The 24,681-nt window shown below is 71.7% G+C and carries 24 protein-coding genes; 11 read left to right on the top strand and 13 right to left on the bottom strand.

Translation table 11 applies throughout. The features are described from left to right. Genes ACIBHY_RS44880 through ACIBHY_RS44870 form a run of 3 tightly spaced genes read right to left on the bottom strand, consistent with a single transcriptional unit; the run spans window position 1 to window position 2,499 of the window. The gene (locus ACIBHY_RS44880) at window positions 1-762 is read right to left on the bottom strand and encodes an SDR family NAD(P)-dependent oxidoreductase (protein ID WP_379625040.1); all 762 of its coding nucleotides are present in this window, start codon (window positions 760-762) and stop codon (window positions 1-3) included. Between the two features lie 19 nt (window positions 763-781). Next, window positions 782-1,636 carry an RNA polymerase sigma-70 factor gene (locus ACIBHY_RS44875; RefSeq protein WP_397249127.1) on the bottom strand — a complete coding sequence of 285 codons (855 nt, stop codon included), beginning with the start codon at window positions 1,634-1,636 and terminating at the stop codon, window positions 782-784. Then, on the bottom strand, window positions 1,636-2,499 hold the full coding sequence (locus ACIBHY_RS44870; RefSeq protein WP_397248127.1) for an NAD-dependent epimerase/dehydratase family protein: 864 nt from the start codon (window positions 2,497-2,499) through the stop codon (window positions 1,636-1,638). The genes ACIBHY_RS44875 and ACIBHY_RS44870 overlap by 1 nt, the downstream gene beginning before the upstream one ends. A gap of 88 nt (window positions 2,500-2,587) precedes the next feature. Between ACIBHY_RS44870 and ACIBHY_RS44865 the strand changes: the two genes are divergently transcribed. Beyond that, window positions 2,588-3,262, top strand: coding sequence for a ThuA domain-containing protein (locus ACIBHY_RS44865; protein WP_184967134.1), 675 nt, complete (start codon window positions 2,588-2,590; stop codon window positions 3,260-3,262). Here ACIBHY_RS44865 and ACIBHY_RS44860 read toward each other — a convergent pair. Continuing rightward, complete coding sequence (locus tag ACIBHY_RS44860) at window positions 3,252-3,854, bottom strand: TetR/AcrR family transcriptional regulator (protein ID WP_397248125.1); 603 nt, start codon at window positions 3,852-3,854, stop codon at window positions 3,252-3,254. The genes ACIBHY_RS44865 and ACIBHY_RS44860 overlap by 11 nt on opposite strands. Window positions 3,855-3,906: 52 nt before the next feature. Here ACIBHY_RS44860 and ACIBHY_RS44855 point away from each other — a divergent pair, with 52 nt between their 5' ends. The 3 genes from ACIBHY_RS44855 to ACIBHY_RS44845 all read left to right on the top strand — a co-directional run bounded on the left by ACIBHY_RS44855 (window position 3,907) and on the right by ACIBHY_RS44845 (window position 7,738). Further along, complete coding sequence (locus ACIBHY_RS44855) at window positions 3,907-4,533, top strand: NAD(P)-dependent oxidoreductase (protein WP_397248123.1); 627 nt, start codon at window positions 3,907-3,909, stop codon at window positions 4,531-4,533. A 71-nt stretch (window positions 4,534-4,604) separates the two neighbouring features. Next, window positions 4,605-6,254, top strand: coding sequence for an FAD-dependent oxidoreductase (locus ACIBHY_RS44850; RefSeq protein WP_397248121.1), 1,650 nt, complete (start codon window positions 4,605-4,607; stop codon window positions 6,252-6,254). After that, the gene (locus ACIBHY_RS44845; protein ID WP_397309920.1) at window positions 6,251-7,738 is read left to right on the top strand and encodes an ATP-binding protein; all 1,488 of its coding nucleotides are present in this window, start codon (window positions 6,251-6,253) and stop codon (window positions 7,736-7,738) included. Before ACIBHY_RS44850 ends, ACIBHY_RS44845 begins: the two co-directional genes overlap by 4 nt. An 18-nt stretch (window positions 7,739-7,756) precedes the next feature. Here the strand turns inward: ACIBHY_RS44845 and ACIBHY_RS44840 are convergent, their stop codons facing one another. The 4 genes from ACIBHY_RS44840 to ACIBHY_RS44825 form a co-directional block, all read right to left on the bottom strand. Beyond that, window positions 7,757-9,481, bottom strand: a complete 1,725-nt coding sequence (locus tag ACIBHY_RS44840; RefSeq protein WP_397309919.1) for a hypothetical protein — start codon at window positions 9,479-9,481, stop codon at window positions 7,757-7,759. A 62-nt stretch (window positions 9,482-9,543) separates the two neighbouring features. After that, entirely contained in the window at window positions 9,544-10,758 is a 1,215-nt protein-coding gene (locus ACIBHY_RS44835; RefSeq protein ID WP_397309918.1) for an alpha/beta fold hydrolase, read from the bottom strand. Next, window positions 10,718-11,671, bottom strand: a complete 954-nt coding sequence (locus ACIBHY_RS44830) for a LysR family transcriptional regulator (RefSeq protein ID WP_397309917.1) — start codon at window positions 11,669-11,671, stop codon at window positions 10,718-10,720. The genes ACIBHY_RS44835 and ACIBHY_RS44830 overlap by 41 nt, the downstream gene beginning before the upstream one ends. A 4-nt stretch (window positions 11,672-11,675) precedes the next feature. Continuing rightward, on the bottom strand, window positions 11,676-12,596 hold the full coding sequence (locus ACIBHY_RS44825; RefSeq protein ID WP_397309916.1) for a carbon-nitrogen hydrolase family protein: 921 nt from the start codon (window positions 12,594-12,596) through the stop codon (window positions 11,676-11,678). A 67-nt stretch (window positions 12,597-12,663) separates the two neighbouring features. Between ACIBHY_RS44825 and ACIBHY_RS44820 the strand changes: the two genes are divergently transcribed. Both ACIBHY_RS44820 and ACIBHY_RS44815 read left to right on the top strand, forming a co-directional pair. Next, entirely contained in the window at window positions 12,664-13,719 is a 1,056-nt protein-coding gene (locus ACIBHY_RS44820; protein WP_397309915.1) for an LLM class flavin-dependent oxidoreductase, read from the top strand. 36 nt (window positions 13,720-13,755) lie between these two features. Continuing rightward, on the top strand, window positions 13,756-15,270 hold the full coding sequence (locus ACIBHY_RS44815; protein ID WP_397309914.1) for an AMP-binding protein: 1,515 nt from the start codon (window positions 13,756-13,758) through the stop codon (window positions 15,268-15,270). Here the strand turns inward: ACIBHY_RS44815 and ACIBHY_RS44810 are convergent. After that, window positions 15,255-15,845 (bottom strand): TetR/AcrR family transcriptional regulator, encoded by a 591-nt coding sequence (locus ACIBHY_RS44810; RefSeq protein ID WP_397248105.1) that lies wholly within the window; start codon window positions 15,843-15,845, stop codon window positions 15,255-15,257. The two genes, ACIBHY_RS44815 and ACIBHY_RS44810, sit on opposite strands and share 16 nt — an antisense overlap. Before the next feature lie 77 nt (window positions 15,846-15,922). Between ACIBHY_RS44810 and ACIBHY_RS44805 the strand changes: the two genes are divergently transcribed. Then, the gene (locus ACIBHY_RS44805) at window positions 15,923-17,053 is read left to right on the top strand and encodes a cytochrome P450 (RefSeq protein WP_397248103.1); all 1,131 of its coding nucleotides are present in this window, start codon (window positions 15,923-15,925) and stop codon (window positions 17,051-17,053) included. Here the strand turns inward: ACIBHY_RS44805 and ACIBHY_RS44800 are convergent. Next, window positions 17,050-17,934, bottom strand: coding sequence for a cyclase family protein (locus ACIBHY_RS44800; RefSeq protein ID WP_397248101.1), 885 nt, complete (start codon window positions 17,932-17,934; stop codon window positions 17,050-17,052). The genes ACIBHY_RS44805 and ACIBHY_RS44800 overlap by 4 nt on opposite strands. Window positions 17,935-17,963: 29 nt before the next feature. Between ACIBHY_RS44800 and ACIBHY_RS44795 the strand changes: the two genes are divergently transcribed. Beyond that, complete coding sequence (locus ACIBHY_RS44795) at window positions 17,964-19,088, top strand: serine hydrolase domain-containing protein (protein ID WP_397309913.1); 1,125 nt, start codon at window positions 17,964-17,966, stop codon at window positions 19,086-19,088. Between the two features lie 5 nt (window positions 19,089-19,093). On the opposite strand, the gene ACIBHY_RS44790 is transcribed toward ACIBHY_RS44795, so the two are convergent. From ACIBHY_RS44790 to ACIBHY_RS44780, 3 genes are all read right to left on the bottom strand, one after another. Beyond that, window positions 19,094-19,888 carry an SDR family NAD(P)-dependent oxidoreductase gene (locus tag ACIBHY_RS44790; RefSeq protein ID WP_397248097.1) on the bottom strand — a complete coding sequence of 265 codons (795 nt, stop codon included), beginning with the start codon at window positions 19,886-19,888 and terminating at the stop codon, window positions 19,094-19,096. 5 nt (window positions 19,889-19,893) lie between these two features. Next, entirely contained in the window at window positions 19,894-20,505 is a 612-nt protein-coding gene (locus ACIBHY_RS44785; protein ID WP_397248095.1) for an isochorismatase family cysteine hydrolase, read from the bottom strand. Window positions 20,506-20,660: 155 nt separating this feature from the next. Further along, on the bottom strand, window positions 20,661-22,247 hold the full coding sequence (locus tag ACIBHY_RS44780; RefSeq protein WP_397248093.1) for a BCCT family transporter: 1,587 nt from the start codon (window positions 22,245-22,247) through the stop codon (window positions 20,661-20,663). A gap of 109 nt (window positions 22,248-22,356) precedes the next feature. Between ACIBHY_RS44780 and ACIBHY_RS44775 the strand changes: the two genes are divergently transcribed. From ACIBHY_RS44775 to ACIBHY_RS44765, 3 genes are read left to right on the top strand one after another with little or no spacing between them, the layout of a single operon-like run. Then, a complete protein-coding gene (locus ACIBHY_RS44775; protein ID WP_397309912.1) occupies window positions 22,357-24,117 on the top strand; it encodes a serine/threonine-protein kinase in 1,761 nt (586 codons plus the stop codon). Window positions 24,118-24,143: 26 nt separating this feature from the next. After that, window positions 24,144-24,359 carry a Zn-ribbon domain-containing OB-fold protein gene (locus ACIBHY_RS44770; RefSeq protein WP_397248089.1) on the top strand — a complete coding sequence of 72 codons (216 nt, stop codon included), beginning with the start codon at window positions 24,144-24,146 and terminating at the stop codon, window positions 24,357-24,359. Continuing rightward, window positions 24,356-24,679: a VOC family protein gene (locus ACIBHY_RS44765; RefSeq protein WP_379620627.1), complete on the top strand. Its 324-nt coding sequence runs from the start codon at window positions 24,356-24,358 to the stop codon at window positions 24,677-24,679. Before ACIBHY_RS44770 ends, ACIBHY_RS44765 begins: the two co-directional genes overlap by 4 nt. The last annotated feature ends 2 nt before the right edge of the window (window positions 24,680-24,681 follow it).

Here is a 24,681-nt window from a genome sequence, read left to right as displayed (position 1 = left end):
TCAGGCGATCACGTGGGTCTCGCCGCCGTCCACCAGGAGCGAGGCGCCGGTGACGAAGGAGGCCGGTTCCCCGGCCAGGAACGCCACCACGTCGCCGATCTCCTGCGGGCGGCCGATGCGGCCCATCGGCGTGGCGGCGGCACGGGCGGCGAGGTTCTCGGCGCTGCCGGACAGCTCGCGCAGGCGGTCGGTGTCGACCGAGCCCGGCAGGACATTGTTGATCAGGACGCCTTCCGCGGCCACCTCCCTGGCCAGGGTCCGTACGACGCCCGCGACCGCCGACCGGGTGGCGTTCGACAGGGCCAGGCCGTCGAGGGCCTCGCGGACCGAGCGGCTGGTGATCGTGACGATGCGGCCCCAGCGGCGCGCGCGCATCTCCGGCAGCACGGCGTGGATCAGGCGGACGGTGCCGAGCAGGTTGCGCTGGACGGCCACGTCCCACTCGGCCAGGCCCATGTCCACGAAGCGGCCGGCGGGCGGGCCGCCCGCGTTGGCCACCAGGATGTCCACGGGCCCGAGGACGTCGCGGGTCTCGGCCACCACGCGCGCCGCCGCCGCGGGGTCCTCCACGTCGGCGAGGACGGCGTGCACGACGCCGCCGAACTCCTGAAGCTCGACCACCGCGTCCGCGAGGCGCTCGGGGTTGCGCGCGCTCACGCAGACGTTGGCGCCCTCCCTGGCCAGAGACTTGGCCGAGGCCAGGCCGATGCCCGCGCTGCCGCCGGTGACCAGTGCTACCTTGCCCGCGATGCCGAGATCCATACGGGCGACTATAAGCCGATCATGGGCGTATCCGCGTGAGCTTGTCGGGGTTCAGGACGCCGAGCATGGTGACGATCTTGCCGTCCCGGATCTCCAGGCTGACGAGCTGGTCGGCGCCGCCCACCGTGGTGAGCAGCGCCGGATGGCCGTTGGTCTCGCCGAGCCGCATCTCGCCGAACAGGTAGCGCGACATGAGGCCGTTCAGGAAGGCGATGACCTTGTCCCGGCCGTGGATCGGCTTGAGTGCCGCGCGCACCTTGCCGCCGCCGTCGTTCCAGATGACCACGTCCTCGTGCAGGAGCGAGGTGAGCGCGGCCATGTCGCCGCCGGCCGCGGCCTCCATGAAGCGGGTCAGGAGCTCGGTGTGCTGCTGGGCCGTGGGGGTGAAGCGGTCGCGGCCCTCGGCCAGCCGTACGGTCGCCCGGTGGTGCATCTGCCGGGCGTTGGCCTGCGTCACGCCGACGATCTCGGCGATCTCCGGGTACGGGAGCTCGAAGGCCTCCCGGAGCACGAAGACCGCCCGCTCCGGCGGCGTCAGCCGTTCCATGAGATGGAGGGTCGCGAAGGCCACGGTGTCGCGCAGTTCGACGGTGTCGAGCGGGCCCACCTGCGCGGCGGGCACCGGCTCCGGCAGCCACGGCCCGGTGTACGCCTCCCGCTTGACCCGCGCCGAGCGCAGCTGGTCCAGCGCCAGGCGCGAGACCACGGTCACCAGGAACGCCCGCGGCTCCCTGACCTCCTCCTGATCGGTCGCCTGCCAGCGGATCCAGGCTTCCTGGACGACGTCCTCCGCGTCCCACATGCTGCCGAGCAGGCGGTATGCCAGCCCGAGCAGCATGGGGCGGTGTTCCTCGAATGCGTCCACGCCCAGCATCATGCCGTCTCGTGGAGGAAGGCCGCGTGGCGGGGCCGCCAGTTGAGCTGGAGCCGGGCGCGGGCGTTGTCGGCGCCGCGCAGGCCGGTCATGAACGCCACGCCCCAGCCGCCCACGGCCGGCCTCGCCATCTCGACGGGCACCCGCGCCGGCTCCGGCGCGCCGAGCCGGGCGGCCAGCGCGGGCAGCCACTCGGCCATGGTGACCGGGGTGTCGTCGACCACGTTGAGCGCGCCGGTGAGGTCGCGGTCGAGCGCGGCGACGACCGAGGTGGCCGCGTCGTGGGTGTTGGTGAAGGAGAAGACCGAGCCGCCCTCGCCGACGACGGGCAGCTGACCGGCCAGGACCGCCCGGGTGGTGGAGCCGTCGTCGTCGTAGGCGGTGCCGGGGCCGGTCAGGTGGCCGAAGCGCAGTACCAGGCCGCCCGCCCGCGCGGTGAGCGTCTCCAGGTCGAGCAGCGCGTCGCGGACCGCCGCGAACTCCGCGGGCGGATCCTGCCAGAGCGGGGTCTCCTCGTCGGCGGGGCCGTCGCCGGGCTCGTAGGCGTAGGCGAGACCCTGGCTGATGATCCGCGCGCCCGGCGCGGCCTCGACGAGCGTGCGGGTGCCTTCGGCGCGCAGGCGGTTGGTCTGCTCCATGTCCCGCGCGAAGGTGAGCGGGTCGATCGCGTGCGGGATCGCGGTCAGCAGGTTGACGATCACATCGGGCGCGGCCGCGCGGACGTAGCGCACCGCCGCGTCGTGGTCGAGCGCGTCGAAGCCGGTGGACCGCGAGCCCGCGATCACCTCATGGCCGACCGCGTCCAGCAGCGGGACCAGCCGGCGGCCGATGACTCCGGTGGCTCCGGCGACGAGCACTCTCATGATCACTCCAAGGCTTATGGCAGGCGCTGTCGTCTACTGGACGGAACACCCCCTTGGGTTGTGACAACTTCCGTGATGAGGTTTGTGGGTGGCGAGAAATCTGATCCTTTCCGGAGGCCTCTTCCACGACTTCGAGGCCACGTCGGCGGCGCTGGCCGAGGTGCTGGCCGAGGTGGGCGTCGAGTCCGAGATCACCGAGGACATCGCCGGCGCGCTGAGCGAGCCGACCGAGGTGCCGCTCATCACCGTCAACGCGCTGCGCTGGCGGATGGACCTCGACCGCTTCGCCGACCAGCGCGAGCGATGGCGCTTCGAGCTGCCCGCGCAGGCGCGCACGACGCTGCTCGACCACCTCGACCGCGGCGGCGGGCTGCTCTGCATGCACACGGCCGCGATCTGCTTCGACGACTGGCAGGGCTGGCCTAGGGTGCTCGGCGGCTGCTGGACCTGGCCCAAGTCCCATCACCCGCCGCTGGGCTGGACGGGCGTGCGGGTGCACGGCGGCCACCCGATCGTGGCCGGGCTGCGCGACTTCGACCTCGTGGACGAGGTCTACAGCGATCTCGACGTGCTGCCCGACGTGCGGCCGCTGGCCTCGGCGAACGGCCAGCCCCTCGTCTGGGCCCGTCCGGTACGGCGCGGCCGCGTCGTCTACGACGCCCTGGGCCACGACACCCGCTCCTACGACAACGAGGTTCACCGCACCCTGCTGCGCCGGGCGGCGCTGTGGCTGCTGAAGCGGCCGGTGGAGTTCAGCGAGTAGGGGCACCGAACAGGGTGGCGACGACGGCGCGCGCGTAGTCCTCGGTGCTCACCGCCTGGTCCACGAAGTACGACAGGTGAGCCCGGTGGTAGCAGGCGCCCATCAGCAGGGAGGCGAGCGCGTCACAGTCGGCGCCGGCGGTGATCCGCCCGCCGTCCTGCTCGGAGCGCAGGATCGAGGCCAGGATCCGGATCGGCAGGTGGGGCCCGGCGTCCAGGTTCGCCAGCATCCCGCGGAACGTTCCGAGCAGCGTGGGGTCGCCGATCATGCCGGAGGCGATGGGCGCGGTGCTGGCGTAGAAGGTGATGGCGGCGAGCGCGAACTCCGTCAGGTGGGCGTTCAGGTCTCCTTCCCCCGCGGCGGCGCGCAGCCGTCTCAGCGGCGGGGCGAGCGCGGGCATGCGCTCCAGGATCACCGCCAGGAACAGCTCCTCCTTGGCGTTGAAGTGCTTGTAGAGCAGCGCCTCCGAGCATCCGGCCAGCCGGGCGATGCGCTTGGTGGTGGCACCGGCGATGCCGTGCTCAAGAATGGCCTGGTAGGCGGCCTCGATGATGCGCTCGCGAGTCTGCTCGGCTTGACGGTGAGTAGGCACTCACCCATCATAGGGGTGAGTGAGCATTTACTCACCAGAGAGGACTGTGCGGATGAAACTCACCGTCTACGGCGCGACCGGCGGCACCGGCCGCCTCTTCGTCGACCAGGCGCTGCGCGAGGGCCACGTGGTCACCGCGGTCGCCCGCCGCCCCGAGGCGGTCACGGAGGAACATCCGGGGCTCGGCGTGGTGGCCGGCGACGTCATGGAGGCCGGCACGCTGACGATCGAGCCCGACTGCGACTCCGTCGTCTTCCTCGCCGGACCGGCCAGGAGCGGCCCGCCCACGGTCTACTCCGAAGGCGTGCCCAACGTGATCGGCGCCATGGACGCCGCCGGGGTCAAGCGCCTCGTGGTGGTCACCAACGGCATGGCGGACGGCCCGTCCGACACGGTCGCGCAGCGGCTGACCAAGATCGTCATTCGCTCGCTCTTCCTGAGGACGCCCTACCAGGACAACGTCCGCGTGCTCCGGTGGATCCGCGACAGCCCGCTCGACTGGACCGTCGTCCGCCCGCCCCGCCTGCTCGACTCCCCCGCCCGCGGCTCCTACCGCACCGCCGTCGACGACTGCGTGCGCGGCGGGATGTCCATCAGCCGCGCCGACCTGGCCGACGCCGTGCTCCGCGTGCTGCCCGACCCGGACACCCACCGGCACACGGTCGACGTCGCGTACTGAAGCGGCGGCTTACCTCTTCATTGGAAAAGCCATGACATCCTTCCCTTAGGAACCTTGGGGAAGGGACGGGCATGGACAAGCCGGTCATCGTGACAGTCGACGACGACCCTGGCGTGTCGCGGGCAGTCGCCCGCGACCTCAGACGCCGGTACGGCCAGCAGTACAGAATCGTCCGCGCGGAGGCGGCGCAGCAGGGCATGGACGCCGTCAAGGAGATGCGGCTGCGCGGCGACGACGTGGCGGCCATCCTCGCCGACTACCGGATGCCGCAGATGAACGGCGTGCAGTTCCTTGAGGCCGCGATGGACATGTACCCCTTCGCCCGGCGTGTCCTGCTCACCGCCTACGCCGACACCGACGCCGCGATCCAGGCGATCAACGTGGTCGACCTCGACCACTACCTGCTCAAGCCCTGGGACCCGCCGGAGGAGAAGTTCTACCCGGTCATCGACGACCAGCTCGACGCCTGGCAGCGCACCGACCGCAAGGAGCGGGCCGAGCTGCGGGTGATCGGCGACCGGTGGTCGTCCGGGTCGTACAAGGTGCGTGACTTCCTGTCCCGCAACCAGGTGCCCTACCAGTGGATGCTGGCCGACGACCCGGAAGCGACCCAGCTCATCGCCGCCGCCGGCGAGGACTGCCGGCTGCCGCTGGTGGTCACCGCCGCCGGCGACACACTGGAGGCGCCCGACCAGGCCACGCTCGCCATGTCCGTGGGCCTGTCCACCACGCCGGCCACCGACTTCTACGACCTGATCGTCATCGGCGGCGGCCCCGCCGGGCTGGGCGCGGCCGTGTACGGAGCCTCGGAGGGACTCAACACCGTCCTGGTCGAGTCGCTGGCCACCGGCGGCCAGGCCGGGCAGAGCTCCAGGATCGAGAACTACCTGGGCTTCCCCGACGGCGTCTCCGGCGCGCAGCTCGCCGACCGGGCCCGCCGCCAGGCGCTGAAGTTCGGGGCCGAGATCCTCACCGCCCGCAAGGTCGCCAGCCTGGAGCCGCGCGGCCAGGCCCGGGTGATCGGCTTCCACGACGGCGGCGAGATCGCCGCGCACGCCGTCATCCTGGCGACCGGCGTCAGCTACCGCAGGCTGACCGCCCCCGGCCTGGACGACTTCGTCGGCCAGGGCGTCTACTACGGCGCCGCCCTCACCGAGGCCCCCTCGTGCAGGGACAGCGAGGTCTGCATCGTGGGCGCGGCCAACTCGGCCGGGCAGGCCGCCGTCTACCTGTCGGGATTCGCGAGCAAGGTCAATTTGTTGGTGAGAGGTGACGGACTGGAGGCCTCCATGTCGCACTACCTCATCGAGCAGATCGCGGCGATCCCGAACATCGAGGTCCACGTGCAGACGCACGTGACGGCCGGGCACGGTGACGGGCATCTGGAGCGGGTGACCGTCTCCACCAAGGGCGAGGAACGCGACATCGACACCCAGTGGATGTTCGTGTTCATCGGGGCCGAGCCGTACACCGACTGGATGGGCGAGGCCGTGGAGCGGGACGCGCGCGGATTCGTGCTGACCGGGCCCGACCTGGTGCAGGGCGGCAAGCGGCCGCGCAACTGGTCGGCGCGGCGGGAGCCGTACTTCCTGGAGACCAATGTGCCCGGGGTGTTCGCGGCCGGCGACGTGCGGGCCGATTCGATCAAGCGGGTGGCCTCGGCCGTCGGCGAGGGGGCGATGGCCGTCTCGCTCGTGCACCGTTACCTGGAGAAGCAATGACCGATCTACACGGTGAACAACCGGACGTGGCGTGCGCGGTCGTCGACAGCGGCCACGGGCCCATCGACATAGACGAACTGCGCAAGCTCTTCCTGTTCGAGAAGCTCACCGACGGGCAGCTCACCAAGCTGGCGATGAGCGGCAAGGTGGTGGAGTTCGCCGCCGAGGAGAACATCGTCACGCAGGGCGAGCCGGCCGAGTGCTTCGCGGTGCTGATCTCCGGTGAGATCCAGATGATCCAGGAGACCCTCAGCGCGGGCACGGTCGCCATGCCCCGCACCTCCCAGCCCGGTGTGTACGGCGGCGCCACCTCCGCCTACCTGGCCGACCGGGCGCCCGGCACCTACCAGCACACGCTGCGCGCGACGGCGCCGACGCGGATGTTCATCCTGCCGGGCAAGAAGTTCGCGCACATCGTGACCGAGTGGTTCCCGATGGCGATGCACCTGCTCGACGGCGTGCTGTCCGGCGGCAGGATGCAGCGGGAGGTCATCGACCGGCGTCAGCGGCTGACCGCCCTGGGCACGATCACCGCGGGCCTGACCCACGAGCTGAACAACCCCTCCGCCGCGGCGGTGCGGGCGGTGGGCGAGCTGCGCCAGCTGATCAAGGACTCCCGCATGCAGCTCGCGCAGCTGGCCGAGGACGGGATACCGCCGAGCAAGCTCCGGCACATGATCGAGATGCAGGACGCGTGCGCGAGCGCCGTAGGCCGGCTTCCGCCCCGCAGCCCGCTGGAGATCTCCGACGCCGAGGACGAGCTGGGCGAGGCGCTGGAGGCCATCGGCGTGAGCGACGCGTGGGACCTGGCGCCCGCGCTGGTCAACGCGGGCTTCGACCAGATGAACCTGGACAAGATCACACAGAAGGTGGGCCGCGAGCACGTGCCCGGCGCGCTGCGCTGGCTGGCCGAGGCGGTCGAGATCTCGCAGATGCTCAACGAGGTGACCGAGGCCACCGAGCGCATCACCAAGCTGCTGGCCTCGGCCAAGCAGTACTCGCAGATGGACCGCGCGCCGTTCCAGATGGTCGACGTGCACGACCTGCTGGACAGCACGGTCACGATCTTCCGCGGCAAGATCGGCCCGGGGATCACCGTGGTCACCGACTACGACCGCACGCTGCCGACGATCCCCGCCTACGCCGGCGAGCTCAACCAGGTGTGGACCAACCTGATCCACAACGCCCTGGACTCCATGGGCGAGGAGGGCACGCTCACGATAAGGACGGCCCACGACGAGGACGAGGCCATCATCGAGATCGGCGACACCGGCCCCGGCGTGGCCGAGGCCATAAGGGATCGCATCTTCGAGCCGTTCTTCACCACGAAGACCGTCGGGCAGGGCACCGGCCTCGGGCTGGACATCTCCTACCGGATCGTGGCGGGGCGGCACGGGGGCGAACTCAAGTGCCGGTCGGTGCCGGGAGACACCTGGTTCGAGGTACGGCTGCCGCTCAGAGAGACCGTCCAGACCCAGGCATGACCACCTCAGCAGGCCGTCTCAGCATGCGGTCCAGGTGACCCAGCCCTGGCCTCGGGCGGTGACCTTCCAGCCCGCCGGGGGCGCGCCCGCCTCCGGCGCGGCCACGACCGTGCACAGGCCCTCGGGCAGAGGGCCCTCGGCCGGTCTGACGCGTTCGACCGCGGTCCAGTGCACCCGGTGGATCAGATGCACCCAGATGTTCCACTTCACCCGGGTGTCGAGGCCGACGCGGCCGTGCGTGAGCCGGGGCAGGCCGTCGTTCCCGGCCGCCGGTGCCGACTTGGGCGCGAGGTCAGCCGCGAAGGCCACGTTGGGCACGGCCAGCGCGAAGGCCAGCACGAGCGCGCCCGCCGTCCTCGTGTGAGTCACCCCCTTCTCACGGACCTGCTCCTTCTCCCGGATCAGCCCCTTTGTGGGGACCAGTGCCGCGGCGGTGATCGCGGCCAGCAGGACGAGCGCCGCGAGCGAGGCGCCCACCGGGTCGAACCGGTCGCGTACACCGCTGAGGAAGGCGGTCTCGGGGAAGTCGAAGGCGATGTAGTGGTAGCGGGTCAGCCGGTCGCCCGCGTACCAGGCGGCCAGCCCGCCGGACAGCGCCAGCAGCCCCGCCGCCGCCGACGCGCCCGCCAGGGCCGCCCGCCGCCGTGAGCGCAGCAGCGCCGCCAGCCCCACGAGCGTCCACGCCACCGCCACGCAGGCCAGGTAGCGCCCATAGGCGTAGTTGCCGACCCGGTGCTCGTCGGGCAGGGCCGCCGACGACGCGTACGCGATCCCCAGGGTGAGCGCCAGCGCCACCCCCGCCGCCACACGGTACGGCGAGCCCCTGCGCACCAGCACCACCAGCGCCGCCACGATGCCGACCCCGGCCATGCCCCAGGTGGCCGTGACCAGGTACCAGATCTGCCCGGCCGCCCCGGCCAGCGACCGCGCCTGCCCCTCCAGGCTGGTCATCCGCTCCAGCGCCAGCCCGGACAGGTCCTTGGCGCCGCCGGGATACAGGGCGGCCTTGAGCCGGGCGTTGACCAGCATCCCCGCGCCCCCGGCGGCCGCGGCGGCCCCCAGCGCCCAGAGCCCGGCCCGCCGCGGCACCCGCCGCCAGGCCAGCACGCTCAGCACACACACCACGAATACCCCGAACAGGATCGCGCCGCGCATGTGCATGGCCAGAGCGAGCCCGGACAGCGCCCCCGCCACCACCCCGGGCACCACGCTCCGGCGGGTCACCAGGTCGTGGAGGGCGACCAGCCAGCCCAGCACCAGCGTCGGCAGCACCGCGTCCACCAGCGCCAGCCCGGAGAACACCAGCAGCGACGGCGCCAGCCCGGCCACGAACGCCAGTGTCAGCGCCGCCCGCCGCCCGAGCGCCAGCCGCCGCAGCACCAGGTACGCCAGCGGGAACGCCGAGGCGGAGACCACCGCCCCGAGCCCCGACACCAGCCGGTAGACGGTGGCCGGGTCGGTGCTCAGCCAGGAGAGGGGCGCCAGCAGCAGCGGGTAGCCGCCCTGGTAGAAGGTGCTGCCGGAGTAGTCGCCGCCGGGCCCGCCGGCCAGCCAGCGGGCGGCCAGCAGGTAGCCGATCTCGTCGGGGTTGGCCACGGGCCCCGCGTGGTAGCGGAACAACCACAGCCGCAGCAGCAGGTGGGCGAGCCAGCCGCCGGCCAGCGACCACAGCAGGCGCGCGGGACGAGAACGGGATACGGGCGCCGGTCCGGCGACCGGGCGATCGATGACTGACGTCTGCATAGTGCGGCGATTCCATCGATCACCGCCTAACCCGCCCGTTACCCCATCCGGTTATGCGGGCGTTATGCCTGTCCCGAGATCATGTCCATGAGCCGAGCGGAGATCTTCTCGCCGTCGGCGCGGAAGCCGTTGTGCTCGTACTCGTTGGTCACCCAGGTGCGGACGTTGCCCACGTGGGCCGCGGTCTCCAGCGACAGCCGAGCGTCCACGTACATGTCGTCGTGGTAGACCACCGCGGCCACCGGCACCTGGTTGCCGGCCAGGCGGTCCGGGTCGTAGAGCGGGCCCAGGGTGGCGTCGGCGGCCAGCGCGTGCGCGGCTTCCCGGTAGGGGCGCAGGGCGCGGATCTCGTCGAACATCCACGGGTAGGTCATCTCGCCGGTGAACGTGCCGGGCTCGTCGAGCTCCTTGGGGCGCAGCCGTTCCGCCGACCAGTCGGTGGCGGCGCCCTGGGCGTAGCAGGGCTCGTGCATGAGGGCGTACAGGGGGGCGCCGATGAAGCCGGTCGCGGCCATGACGCCGTAGAGGAAGGTGTCCGACAGGCGGTCGCCCGCCCACGCCTCGTCCAGCAGCCAGTGCACGCTCTCGAATCCGTCGCTCATGCCGAACTGCATGCCGAGCATCTGGAAGCGGCGGTGGGTGAGCACGTCGCCGTCGGGCAGCACGACCTCGTTGGCCAGCAGGTGGTGCGCGACGCGCTCGACCACGGCGGCGTCCTCGGGGTAGCGCCGGTAGTACGCGGCGGTCTTCTCCACGACCCTCGGGTAGGTGCGGGCGTAGACGTCGTCGGCGGTGGCGGTGAGGCCGGGCAGGCCGCCGGTGATATGACAGGCCTTGAGGCCCTCGGGGGCCAGCGACAGGTACGTCATGGTGAGGAAGCCGCCGTAGCTCTGGCCCCAGGTCTCCCACCGTTCGACGCCGAGCGCCTTCCTGATGTGCTCGCAGTCGCGCACGATCGAGTCGGCGCGGAAGTGGCGGTAGTAATCGGCGCCGGCGGGCTGGGCGGGGGTGCTCCTGCCGGTTCCGCGCTGGTCGAGCAGGAGCACGCGGTGGGTCTTCAGGATGTGGCGGAAGTGGGCCTTGCCGAACAGGCGGGGGGACTTTCCGCCGGGGCCGCCCTGCAGGAACACCGCCCACGGCAGGTCGTCGCCGGCCTTGGGCGGGTCGGCGATCTCGCGGGCGAAGACCTGGATGGCGGGGCCGCCCGGGTCGTCGTGGTCGAGCGGAACGGTGAACTCATGGTCGACGGCGGTCAGGCCGGGCATCGTCACTCTCACCCCGCAACCCTAGCCAGCCCACGTATCTCGGCCGTTCCCGGGCATGTGCCGCGAAGATCTCCGCGGCCAGCCGCCGTACCTCGCCTGACCGCTCGGCCACCGCGCCGTCCGGATGCCACACGAGCAGGTGGCGCATCGTGAGCGGCGTCCCGGCCAGCGGCCTGATCACCAGCCCGGGGCTTTCGGCGAACGTGGCGCGGCAGGGCGCGACCGCGCCGCCCGCGGTGACCATCTCCCTGATCACCCAGCCGTCCGAGGCCTTGTGCGGGGTACGCGGCGCGAACCCGGCGCGTACACAGGCCAGCAGGAAGCACTCGGGCCAGCCGCCGCCGTCCGGCGGCGCCAGCACGAACGACTCCCCCGCCAGCTCGGCGAGGTCGATCTCCTCGCGTACGGCCAGCCGGTGCCGCTCCGGCAGCGCGATGAAGACCGGCTCCTCGGCGATCACCTCGCAGCGCAGCGGGGTCGGCGGGCGCAGCTCGTGCTCGCGGTAGTCGGCCACGACCGCGGCGTCCAGGCGTCCGGCGGCGACCAGGTCGCACAGCAGCCGGGGCGAGTCGTCGGTGAAGGAGCTGACCTGGTCGCCCAGCCGTTCGATGAGGCCGGGCAGGATCGGGCCGGCGACGCCGCCCAGCCGTACCTCTCCTTGGGGGTGTGCGGCGGCGCCGCGGACGAGCTCGTCCATGCCCATGAGCAGCAGCCGCGAGCGCTCCAGCACGTACTCGCCGAGCGCGGTGGGCACCACGCCCTGCCTGCCGCGCGCGAACAGCTGGCCGCCGAGCGCCCGCTCGATGCGCTGGAGCTGCGCGGTGAGCGCGGGCTGCGAGGTGCCGAGCGCGGCGGCGGCCTTGGTCAGGCTGCCCGCGTCGGCGATGGCGCAGACGGTCCGCAGGTGGCGTAGTTCCAGGCTCATGGCGTCACTCGGTGAAGTCGGCGGCGCCGAGGCGGCGGCGGTTCACCTCCAGGCGCAGGACGTCCGGCCGGTTGTAGTGGCCGGCCGGGTCGAAAGCCTGGCGTTCGCCGCGCACGACGGCGGGGTCGATGTCGGCGACGACCAGGCGTTCCTCGCCGGAGACCGGCTCGACGATCCACTCGCCGTCGGGTCCGGCGATGGCCGAGCCGCCGTCGGCGCGCGAGCCGAGGTCCTTCAGCGCCTCGTGGAACGGGAAGTCGGCGGGCACGTCTGCATAGGAGAACAGGGCGCCGGCGGCCAGCGAGTAGACGCGGCCCTCGCGGGCGACGAAGCGGGTGATGTCCTTGGTCAGGCTCGTGGATCCGGGCCAGACGGAGACGTGCAGGTCGATGCCCTGGGCGTAGAGGGCCTGCCGGGCGGTGGGCATCCAGTTCTCCCAGCAGTTGAGGCCGCTGACCCTGATGTCCTTGTACGCGTGGGCGCGCAGGCCGTGTCCGTCGCCGATGCCCCACACGAGGCGTTCCTCGAAGGTGGGCATGAGCTTGCGATGGGCGGAGACGACGCCGTGGTCGGGCGAGATGGCGACCAGCGTGCAGTAGACGGTGCCGACGGACCGCTCGGTGATGCCGAGGTAGGTGAAGACGCCGAGGTCGCGCACGGCCTCCGTGATCGTGGCCAGCTCGGGCCCGTTCAGCTCGACGGCGGCGTCCAGGTAGTAGGCGTAGGCCTGCTTCTGGTCGGCGTTGCCGAACTGCGCGCCGTTGGTCTTGTCCACCCAGAACGGATAGCCGGACAGGAACGTCTCGGGGAAGGCGACCAGCTCGATTTCACCGGCGCGCGCCTGCTTGAGAACGTCGAGGACCTTGGTCGTGCCGGCCTGGGGGTCGAGCCAGGGGCAGCGGGCCTGGGCGGCGGCGATTCGCATGGCGTGATCCTATAGCTCCTGATACGCTACCCAAGCGAGCGCTTGGTTCACCGTGAGGGGCTGACGCATGAGGTTCTCGACCTTCCACCTTTTCCACCGGTTCGACGGCCAGAGCTTCAAGGACGTCTACGACTACCACCTGGAGCTCATCGAACTGGCCGAAGAACTGGGCTTCGACGGGGTACGGCTGGCCGAGCACCACTTCCGCGACTACGGCGTCGTGCCGAACCTGTTCACGCTGCTGGCCCACGCCGCCGCCCGCACCACGCGGATCAGGCTCGGCACCGGCATCGTCGTGCTGCCCCTGCACAACCCGATCCACGTGGCCGAGGAGGCCGCGCTCGTGGACGTGCTCTCCGGCGGCCGGCTCGACCTGGGCATCGGGCGCGGCTACCAGAGCTTCGAGTTCGAGGGCTTCGGCATCGACCTGGCCGAGGCGCGCGACCGCTTCAACGAGGCGCTGGAGGTCGTGCTCGGCCTCTGGACCTCCGCCGAGTTCCGGCACGAGGGCAAGTTCTACAAGACCGGGGCCGAGGTCACGCTCACCCCGCGCCCGTTGCAGAGCCCGCACCCGCCGATCCACGTGGCCGCCGTCTCCCCCGAGACCGTCACCATGTACGCCGAGCGCGGGCTGCCCATCCTGGCCGACCCCGCCGCGACGTTCAGGAAGGTCGCGAGCGCGGCCGAGCGCTGGCGCGAGACCGCCCGCCAGGCGGGCCACGCCGGGGACGCCGACCTGGTGGTGGCGCGCAGCGTCTACGTCGCGCCGACGGTCGAGCGGGCCCGCGCGGACCAGGCCCGCTTCGAGGCCGCCTTCGACCGCTCACGCATCTTCAACGAGAAGAGCGCGCCGATCGACCCCAGGACCGGCAAGGCCGCCCAGGGCTTCGAGTACTACCAGGACCGCTACCTCAAGGGCGGCGAGGTCTCCAACGACTTCCGCTGGGAGCAGCTGGAGGTGATCGGCGACCCGGCCCGGGTGATCGAGCAGATCACGCTGCTGCGCGACGCCGGCTTCTCGAACCTGCTGTGCGACTTCGGCAGCACCCGGCCGTTGCCGCTGGAGGAGATGAAGCAGGTGATGCGGTTCTTCGCCACCGAGGTCATGCCCGCCTTCCGCTGATATTTCATGAAGCCTCACCCCCCACCAGGAGGCGCGATGATCCACAACCTGACCCTCTCCGACGTCCTGTCCGAGCACGCGCGCAGCCGTCCCGGGACCACCGCGGTGGTCGACGGCGAACTGCGCCTGACCTACCCTCACCTGGACGCGCGGGTGTCCCGGCTGGCCGGCGCCCTGGCCGGGCGCGGGGTGGCGGCGGGGGACCGGGTGCTGTGGCTGGGACAGAACTCGCACGCCATCCTGGAACTGCTGCTGGCCTGCTCCCGCCTGGGCGCCGTCTTCTGCCCGGCCAACTGGCGGCAGTCGGCCGGCGAACTGCGCTTCGTCCTGTCCGACCTCTCGCCGAAGGTCGTGGTGTGGGAGCACTCCGACACCACCGCCGCCCTGGTGCCCGGCTCCGGCCTGGCCGAGGTCGACACGCCCGCGTCGTGGGTGCGGGCGGGCGAGGAGTACGAGGAGTTCCTGGCCTCGGGGGAAGCGCACGATTTCCCGCCGGTCGAGGACACCGTGCCGGTGCTGGCCCTGTACACGGCCGCGTTCGACGGACGGCCGAACGCCGCGTTGCTGAGCAGCGCCGCGCTGGTGGCGCACAGCGCCTCCCTGCTCGTGGTCCGCCAGATGGAGCCCGGCTTCACCTTCCTGGACAACGGGCCGCTGTTCCACGTGGGCACGATGATGTTCTGCCTGGCCACGTTGCAGATCGGGGGCACGAACGTGCTCATGCCGGCGTTCGACGCCGAGGAGCTGTGCCGGCTGGTAGACGCGGAGAAGGTCACGCAGGCGTTCCTGTTCGGGCAGATGATCGACGCCGTGGCGGCGGCCAACGCGGGCGGCAAGTACGACCTGTCCTCGCTGCGCTTCATCTCCCACTCGGCCGAGTGGGACGAGATGACCACCGTGGACGACTCGCCGTGGTGCCGCTCCAAGATGGGCGGGTACGGGCAGACGGAGGTGGGCGGCATGCTGACCTTCCTGGGCCTGGCGCCGGGCGCGGCGGGTTTCGCGGGCCGCCCCTCGCCGATGGTCCAGGTCCGCATTCTGGCCCCCGACGGTACGGAGCTGCCGCCGGGTGAGGTGGGCGAGATCTGCGCCCGCGGCAAGAGCCTCTTTTCCGGATATTTCGCCCGGCCGGAGCTAAATGCCGCCAAGTCGGTGTACGGCTGGCACCACACCGGCGACCTGGGCCGGCGCGAACCCGACGGCACCATCACCTTCGTCGGCCCCAAGCTCCGGATGATCAAGTCGGGCGCCGAGAACATCTACCCCGCCGAGGTCGAGCGGGCGCTCAAGACGCACCCCGCCGTGGCCGACGCCGCCGTCGTCGGGGTGCCCGACGAGCGCTGGCACCAGGCCGTCAAGGCGGTCGTGGTGGCCAGGTCCGGGCAGACGGCCACGGCGGAGGACCTGATCGAGCACGTCAGGACCACCCTGGCGAGCTACAAGAAGCCGCGCGAGGTGGTCTTCGCCGAGGAGATCCCGAAGAAGGGATTCACACCCGACTACGACGCCCTCGACGAGCGCTACGGCGGCGGCAACTACCCCGGCGTGTAGTCCAGCGGGAGACCGGCGGCGAGGTGGGCCAGTGCCCGGTCGATCTCGGCCGGGCCGTCCATGTCCGGGTCCTTGGCCCAGTCGAACCAGACGCTCACGACGACGCCGACGATCGCGCCGGTGATGTTGCGCGTCTCCGGATCGCCGGCCGGACGGCCGGAGCGGCGCGCCAGCATCTCCTGGATGGTGCCGATCGCCCCGCTGACGTTCTCCAGGCTCGCCGTCCACAGCTCGGGCACGGTCAGCATGAGCTTCTCGCGTTCGAGCCCTTCGGCGACCTCCTCCTCGCTCTGCGCGGCGAAGATGGCCCGCATGGCCTGACGCATGGCCTCGACCGGGTGCAGGTCGCCGGGCAGCGCGTCCAGCGCCTGCACGAACGGCGGGAACTGGTCGAGCAGCACCAGGTCTTCCTTGGTGGCGAAGTAGCGGAAGACCGTGCTGGGCGCGACCTCGGCGGCCTCGGCGACCTGCTCGATCGTGGTGGCCGCGTACCCCTGCTCGCGGAACAGGCGTAGCGCCTCCTTCTGGATCAAGGCCTTCGTCCTGGCTTTCTTGCGCTCGCGCAGCCCGCTCATGATCCCCATTCTGCCGCTCCGCGACGTCTCCTACAAAATGGTGGTCAACTTTGAAATCGGAGTCTACTCTCGAAATTATGGAATTCCCGAAAACCTTCACGAACCGCCCCGAGCTGCCCATCACCCGCGTGGCGTCCTACGACGGCCACCCCGGCTGGCTGGTCACCCGGCACGCCACGGTCAGGCAGGTGCTGGCCGACCCGCGTTTCAGCGCCCGGCAGGAACTGCGGCGCCCGATGTTCCGGCCCGTGCGGGTCAACGGGCCCCGCGAGCCGGCCGCGCCCGGCTGGTTCTCCGCCATGGACGCGCCCGAGCACACCCGGTACCGGCGCCACCTGCACACCTGGTTCACCGCCCGCAACCTCAGGAAGCTCGAACCCCGGGTCACCGAGATCGCCCGCGAGCTCCTGGACGCCATGGACGACCCGGCCGACCTGGTCCGCGACTACGCGATGCCGCTTCCGTCCCGGGTCATCTGCGAGATCCTCGGCGTGCCGTACGCCGACCACGAGTTCTTCGAGGCCGAGACCGCGATCGTCGCCGCCTACGAGCCGGAGTCCGCCCAGGCCGCCATGATCCGGCTGACCGGCTACATCCGCGGGCTGGTCGAGCGCGGGCCGGCGGAGGGCGTCCTGGCCGAGCTGATCGAGAACGGCAGCGGCCTCACCCACGAGGAGCTCGCCAACATCGGCCTCGGCCTGCTGACCGCCGGGCACGAGACGACCGCGCACATGATCTCGCTCGGCGTGCTCGCGCTGATGGAGCATCCCGGCCAGCTCGCCGCGCTGGCCGCCGATCCGGAGCTGATGGACTCGGCCGTCGAGGAACTGCTGCGCTACCTGTCGATCCTGCACCTGGGCGCGCCCAACCGGGTCGCGCTGGAGGACGTGGAGCTCGACGGCGTCATGGTCCGGGCGGGCGAGACGGTGACCGTCAGCCTGCCCGCCGCCAACCGCGACCCCGAGGTGTTCACCGGCCCCGAACGTCTCGACCTCGCCCGCCCCGAGGCGCGCGAGAACCTCGGCTTCGGCCACGGCGCCCACCTGTGCCTCGGCCACAACCTCGCCCGGATGGAGATGGCCGTGGCCTACCGGGAGCTGTTCGCGCGCCGGCCGGCGCTCCGGCTGGCCGTACCCTCCGAGCAGGTCGTGCTGCGGACGGACGCGGTGGTGTTCGGCGCGGTCAGCATCCCCGTGACCTGGTCCTAGAGGATCGCGAGCGGGTTGAGCGGGCTCGCGGTGCCGCCCTCCAGCCGCAGCGGCGCCGCCACGAAGACGAAGTCGGTACGGCCGGCCGCCGCGAGCTCCTCCAGCCACAACATCTCGACGAGATGGATGCCGTGGCGGTGCAGAAGGATCAGGTGGAGATCGTCCTCTAGTTCCTCGTCGGCGAGCTGACGTTCGTTCAGCCCGCCGATCGCCGCGTTGTCGCAGGCCACGACGGCCACGTCGCGCGCGGCCAGCCACCGCCCCGCATCGGCGGACAGGCCGGGCTGCCCCGACCAGTACTCCTCGGGCGAGCGCCCCCACACCAACGGCCACCCGGTACGGATCACCGCCACGTCACCGGGCGAGACGTCGGCGACGGCGGCCAGTTCCCCGGGCGTGATCCGGTGCCCGGCGGGAAGGTGCTCCACCCCCAGGTGACGCGGCACGTCGAAGAGCACGCCCTTCGCCACCACGCCGCCCACCTGGTCGATCCCGCACTTCTTGGCCCCGTAGGAGCGGACCTCGGCGGCCGGGTGCCCGTTGTACAGTTCCTCGCCCGACCACATGTGGCACAGCGCGTCCATGTGGGTGGTGGTGCCGTGCGCGGAGACGATCAGCGCATCGTCCGCCATGCGCAGGCCCGCGCCGACCGGCCGGGCGCCCGCGGCGAAGTCGGCGCCGTCGATGGACATGTAGTGCTGCGGCAGCGGCCTGCCGCGCAGGTGGGGCCCGCGGCGTCCGATCGGGGCGGCCAGGCTGACCACCTGGCCGGTGACGGCGGCGCGCAGCGCGCTCAGGACGGCGGGGCCGTTCAGGAGGTTGAGAGTGCCGCGCTGATCGTCTGGGCCGAAGCGGCCCCAGTTGTTAGGCTCGGAAACCAAGTAAGCGCTTCCTTTCATGCGGAGGTCTGATGCACTGCGATCCCCGGTTCTCGCGGGTGCGCGAGGTGTTCGAGCGGCAGTTCGCCGACGGCGAGGAACTTGGGGCGGCCTTCGCCGTCTATCTGGACGGCGAACTCGTCGTGGACCTGTGGGGCGGCGCCGCCGACCGCCACACGGGCCGCGCGTGGGAGGCGGACACACCCGTCTTCGCCTACTCCTGCACGAAGGCGCTGACCGCCGCCGTCGCGCTGAGCGTGGTCGACGACGTCACCGCGCCCGTCACCCGCTTCTGGCCGGAGTTCGCCACGCCGGAGACGACCGTGGAGCACCTGCTCACGCACCAGGCGGGCCTGCCGGTGATCGAGGACCCGGTCCCCGTGGAGTCGTTCGATGACCTGCCCGCCATCGCCGGCCGCCTCGCCCGCCAGCGGCCCCTCTGGCGGCCCGGCACCGCCCACGGCTACCACGCGCTGACCTACGGTTTCCTGGTCGGCGAGGTGGTACGCCGCGTGAGCGGCCGTTCGATCGGCTCCCTGGTGGCCTCGGAGATCGCCGGCCCGCACGCCCTGGACCTCTGGGTGGGCGCCCCGGACGACGTGATCGACCGCGCCGCCCGCCTCACCACCCGGCCCCCATCCGGTACGGCTCCCGCCACCGCGATGCCCCCCGACACCCCGGCGGCCCAGGCGGCCCTGGACCCGGACAGCCTCATGAACCGCGCGCTCGGCAACCCCGGCATGAACCTGCTCAAGGGCGGCGCCAACCACCCCGTCGTCCTGCGCGCCGGCTGGCCGGCGGCGGGCGTGGTCACCACCGCCAAGGCCCTGGCCGGCTTCTACCGGACCCTGATCGCCGGCGACCTCCTCCCTCTGGACCGCCTGAAGGACGCGCTGCGCCGCCGCGTGGAGGGACCGGACCGGGTGCTGCTCTTGGACAGCTCCTTCGGCCTCGGCTTCTCCCGCCCCTCGACGACCTTCCTCACCCCGCCCAAGGCGGTGGAGGCGTTCGGCCACGGCGGCCTGGGCGGCTCCCTCGGCCTCGGCGACCCGGCCCGCGGACTGGCCCTGGCCTACGTCATGAACCGCCTGGCCGGCAGCGTGACGGGCAACCTGCGCGCGTACCGGCTGGCCGAGGCCGTCTACGCCTGCCTTTGACGGGTTCAATGCATGGTGATGCCGCCGCTCACCGAGAGCGTCTGCCCGGTGACGTAGGCGGCCCGATCGGTACACAGGTAGGCGACCAGCCCGGCCACGTCGGCCGGTTCGCCGAGGCGGCGGAGCGGGATGCTCTTGGCGATCTTCTCGACCAGGCCGGGCTTCTCCTCCGCCACCCGGCGCAGCATCGGGGTGTCCGTCGGCCCGGGACAGACCACGTTGGAGGTGACGTTGCCCCGCGCCGCCTCCCTGGCCAGCGTCTTGGCCAGTCCGAACAGGCCCGCCTTGGTAGCCGCGTACGCGCCCTCCCCGCCGGAACCGGCCCGCGCGCCGTCCGACGAGACGAACACCAGCCGCCCCCACTCCCGTTCGAGCATCCCCGGCAGCAGCAGCTTGGTGAGCAGCATGGGGGCGCGCAGGTTGACCAGCCACATGAGGTCCCAGGCGGCAGGATCGCTGTCGACGAACGGCTCCACGATCGACACCCCCGCGTTGTGCACGAGGATGTCCACCGCCCCCACCTCAGCGCAGAACTCGCCGACGGAACCGGCGTCGGCCAGGTCCACCCGGCGCGCCTCCGCCCGTCCCGGCCCCTCCGTCCAGGCGGTCCCCCCGGAGTCCACGACCCAGGGGAACGTGTGCGCCAGTTCGGCCGCCACCTTGTCCGCCGTCTCCTGCTGGACGTCGGCCACGACCACGTGCGCGCCGAGCGACACGAGATCCGCGCAGATGGCGGCTCCGATGGCCCCGGCCCCGCCGGTCACCACCGCCCGCCGTCCGTCCAGCCGCAGTCCTTCCATCTCCCTCACCTCTTCCGCTCAGGAGCACCGCCCCACGCCGCGACGAGGTCCGCGGCACTCACGCGCGTGGCCAGCAGTCCCAGTGTGTGCTTCAGTACGGCTGCCGCATAGTCGTCCGGCACCCCTGCCACCGCGTCCTTGACCACGCTCACGCGGTAGCCGAGGTTGACCGCCTCCAGGGCCAGGCCGGGGATGCCGAGGTTGAGCGACACCCCTGTAGCCACGACGGTAGTGACGCCGAGGGAGCGCAGCGTCATGTCGAGCGAGGTGCCGGTGAACGGCGAGAAGCCGTGGTGGCGCCGGTTCTCCAGGTCGCCGGGGGCCATCAGGCCGTCGAGGACCTCCACGGCCGCGGTGCCCTCCAGCATGTGCCCGGGATCGCGGAGCAGCCCGGCGATGAACGGGCAGTTGTCGGTGTGCGAGCCGGCCCGGTCGGGGCGGAAGGCGGCGGTGCAGTGGATGACGGGCATCCCGGCGGCCCGCGCGGCGTTCAAGACGGCCGTGGTGTTGGCGACGACGTCGTGTTTGTCGCAGGCGGCGACCAGTTCCGGAAATTTCGTGAGATCGCCGATGACACCGCGCTGCATCTCCATCACCAGCACAGCCGTTCCGCCCATCCAGACCTCCAGCCAAGCGCTTGCTTGCCAAGGAGCCTAACATCACCCGCGTGAGGAAGGCCGGCCGGGCGGAGGAAGGTCAGCCGCAGGGAAGAAGGCCAGTCGGGCGAAGGAAGGTCAGTCGCGCGGAAGCAGGCCGGTCGCACGGAGGAAGGTCAGTCGCGCGGCAGTTGGGAGGACGGGGCGTCCTCGTCGCCCACCACGCGCTTGATCGCCACCCACAGCCCATAGGGATGCCCCCGCACCGGCAAAGGTCCCGCGCCCGGATCCACCCGCAGTTCCTTCACCAGCGCGACGCACATCAGCATCATCACCACCACGAACGGCAGCGCGATGATGATCGTGGCCTGCTGCAGCCCGGTCAGGCCGCCGGAGATCAGCAGGACCACCGCCACCGCCCCGATCAGCACGCCCCACACGATCACCAGGGTGCGCGGCGGGTGCAGGGAGCCGCGGGTGGAGAGCGAGCCGAGCACGAGCGAGGCCGAGTCGGCGCCGCTGACGAAGTAGAGGGCGATGAGCACCACGGCCACGACGGTGGTGACGGCGGCCAGCGGCAGGTTGTTCAGCAGGGCGAACAGCGCGGCCTCCGAACCCTTCGCGATGGCGGGGGCGAAGTCGGCGGTCCCGGCGCGCTGCATGGTCAGCGCGCTGCCGCCGCTCACGCAGAACCAGATGACACTGACCGCGCTCGGCACCAGCATGACGCCGACGATGAACTCGCGGATCGTGCGCCCGCGCGAGATGCGGGCGATGAACGCGCCGACGAACGGCGCCCACGACAGCCACCACGCCCAGTAGAAGATCGTCCAGGCGCCCAGCCACTCCTTGCTGGTGAACGCCCCGGTCCGCGTGGACATGGCGATGAGGTCGGACAGGTAGCCGCCGATCGAGGCGGGCACCAGGTCGAGGATGGCGACCGTGGGGCCGAAGACGAAGATGACGAGGGCCAGCACCAGCGCCAGGTACACGTTGACGGTGCTGAGCCACTGCACGCCGCCGTGCACCCCGGTCGCCGCCGAGATCACGAAGCACAGGGTCAGCACGATGATGATGATCACCTCGGCGCGCCGGCCGCTGAAGTCGAAGAGCTCGTTGAGCCCGTACTCCACCTGGAGGGCGCCGAGTCCGAGGCTGGTGGCGGTGCCGAAGACGGTGGCGAGGATGGCCAGCAGGTCCAGGACCCGGCCGATGCCCTTGCGCCGGCCGAACAGCGGCTCGAACGCGGCGCTGAACTGGTTGCCCCGCCCCTTGCGGAAGGTCGAGTACGCCAGCGCGAGACCGGTGATCGCGTAGATGGCCCAGGGGTGCAGCGTCCAGTGGAACAGCGTGTACTCCATGGCCGTGCGCGCGGCGTCCGCGGTGCCCGTCTGGACGCCGATGCCGGGCGGCGGCTTGAAGTAGTGGGTGAGCGGCTCGGCGACGCCGTAGAACATGAGGCCGATGCCCATGCCGGCGGCGAACATCATCGCCATCCAGGCCAGCGTGGTGAACTCGGGGGTGTCGTCGTCGCGGCCGAGCCGTACCTTGCCATAGCGGCTGGCGGCGAGCACGAGCGCGAGCACCAGGAAGAAGTCGGCGGCCACCACGAACACCCAGCCGCAGTTGGTCAGGACCCAGCCCAGGGCGCTCGCGCCGACGGCGTTCAGCGACGCGGCGTTGACGGCGCCCCAGATCACGACGCCGAGCAGCAGAACCACGGCGATCGCGAACAACGGGACATCTGGCTTGTGCGTTCTCATTACGCAGCGTCATACCCCAATAACGGAGGGCGAAATATCGCGTCGCGTGACAACCGGAACCGTGGGTGAGACCGTCGAACCGGAGACGGCTGTGTTATGGGGGTTCGCTTTGGTCCCTGGTTACCGCGAAGTTCGCCAGCTCGGCGCCGGCCGCACCGGCCGTGTGTTCCTCGCCACCTACCAGGCCACCGGCGCCTATGTGGCGATCAAGTACCTCAACGCCACCCTGCGCAGGGACGACGAGTTCATGGCCCGCTTCCGCGCGGAGTCCCCCCGGCTCGTCGAGATCGACGATCCGAACGTGGTCACGTTCTACGAGTACGTGGAGACCGCCACCAGGGCCGCCGTGGTCATGGAGGTGGTCGACGGCGTCTCGCTGCGCACGCTGCTGACCGAGCACGGCCGCACCAGCCCCGAGGCGGCGCTCGTGCTGCTCAAGGGCACGCTGCTGGGGCTGGCAGCGGCCCACGAGAAGGGCGTGGCGCACCGGGACGTCAAGCCGGAGAACGTCCTCGTGCAGGCCGACGGCGCCGCCAAGCTGGCCGACTTCGGCGTCGTGGTGCACGCCGAGGAGCCCGGCGTGCCCGCGGGCAGCCCGCCGTACATGTCGCCGGAGCTCTGGACCCACGGTACGGCCGGCATCCCCGCCGACCTGTACGCCGCGGCCTGCGTGCTGTTCGAGTGCGTGAAGGGGCGGCCGCCGTTCCGGGCCGACGACATCGCGGCCCTGCGCGACAAGCACCTGGTGGAGCCGGTGCCGGTGGAGGTCGTCCCCGACACGCTGCGGGACCTGCTGCGGCGCGGGCTGGCCAAGGACCCGGCGGTGCGCTACGCCTCCGCCCGGCAGTTCGCGGCGGAGCTGGAGGAGGACGCGGTCGCCGGATACGGCCCCGGCTGGGAGCAGCGGGGCCGCCGCCACCTGGCCGAGCTGGCCACGCTGCTGGCGCTGCGCTTCCCGCTGGCCAAGCCGGACGCCGACGCCGCCCCGTCGGGCGCCCCGGAGGCGCGCCGCGAGCGCCGCAAGGTGAGCCTGCCCCGGCTGCCCCCGCACCTGTGGGTGGCGGGCGGAGCCGTGGCCGCGGTCCTGATCGGGCTCATGCTGTCGGGCGGACGGCTGCCGCCCGGCCCCGGCATGCTGCTCGTCCCCCCGGACGAGGCCCCGCAGGGGGTGGCGCAGAGTCCCGCGACCTCCGCCAGGAAGCCCGCCCCCTCGCGCTCCATTTCCCCGGCCTCCCCGAAGACCTCGCCGACCGGCCGGCCGGCGCGCACCGCCACTCGCGGCGTCAGCCCGCCCGGCGTGCCGACCGACGCGCCGCCGCCCAACCCGCCCGCGTCCACCCCGCCCGTATCCACCCCGCCCGCGTCCACGCCTCCGCCGGCGCCGACGTCCGCACCGGCGCCCACGCCGACCGGCCGTGGGCTGCCGGGCACCTCCGTGCGGTCGGCGAGCATCATGGGCTGGAGCGGGTCGGCCGGAGCGGTGCGGGTCGCGGCCTCCGGAGCCGGGCCGGTACGCCTGACGGTCTCCTACACGCGGCGCGAGGACGGCGGGAGCTCCCGCGTCGTGCACAGGGAGACGACCACGCTCAGCGGGCAGACCTCCTACACCTCGGGCTTCACCCGCGACCTCGGTGACGTGGGCTGCGGTGAGCGCGCGTACTTCGGCGTGGTGGTCCTGACGACGCCCGCCGCCGCCAACGGACCGCAGGTGAGCGAGGTCGCCATGGACGGCCCGGCCTGCCCGTCGGCCTCGCCGTCGTCCTCCTCGCCCTCGCGCGGCGCCGCCTCGCCTCCTTCCGCTCCTCCCTCGGAGCCTTCTTCCCCGGAGTCTTCTTCCCCGCCGCCGGTTTCCGAGGCTCTTGTTGACTAACCAAGCGTGCGCTAGCTTGGCAAGCGATGAAGCATGCCACCGTCTGCACGTTCACCGTGGTGTACCGCTCGTTCGTGCCCGAGTTCCGGGGGCGCGAGCCGTACGTGCTGGCCTGGGTTGATCTGCCCGACGGGACCCGCGCGTTCGGCCAGGTGATCGACTGTCCGCCCGGCAGAGTGCGCGTCGGGATGCCCGTCCGGATGACCCTCGTCGACGACCTACCCCAGTGGAGGCCAGCGTGAAGCTCGGCAACGTGTTCATCCCCGTCAAGGACCTCGACGAGGCGATCGCCTTCTACGGGCTGCCGGTCAAGTTCCGCGACGGCGACCGCTTCGCCGCCCTCGACGGCGGCGGGGTCACGCTGGCACTCGCCGCTCCGGCCGAGCACGTCACCGACGCCTGCGCGCCGTCCTACAAGGTCGATGACGTACGGCGGGCCGTACGGGATCTGGAAGCCCGCGGCGCGACCGTCCTCGCGCCGCCCGCGGCCGGTCCCCACGAGATCAGGGCGGTCCTGCGCGACCCCTCGGGCAACGTCTTCGTGCTGTACACGTCCCTCTGAAC

The sequence above is a fragment of the Nonomuraea sp. NPDC050547 genome, assembly GCF_044457345.1.
Taxonomy (GTDB): domain Bacteria; phylum Actinomycetota; class Actinomycetes; order Streptosporangiales; family Streptosporangiaceae; genus Nonomuraea.
The sequence above is the reverse complement of the archived record's forward strand: the minus strand, read 5'-3'. Positions and strand labels throughout refer to the sequence as shown.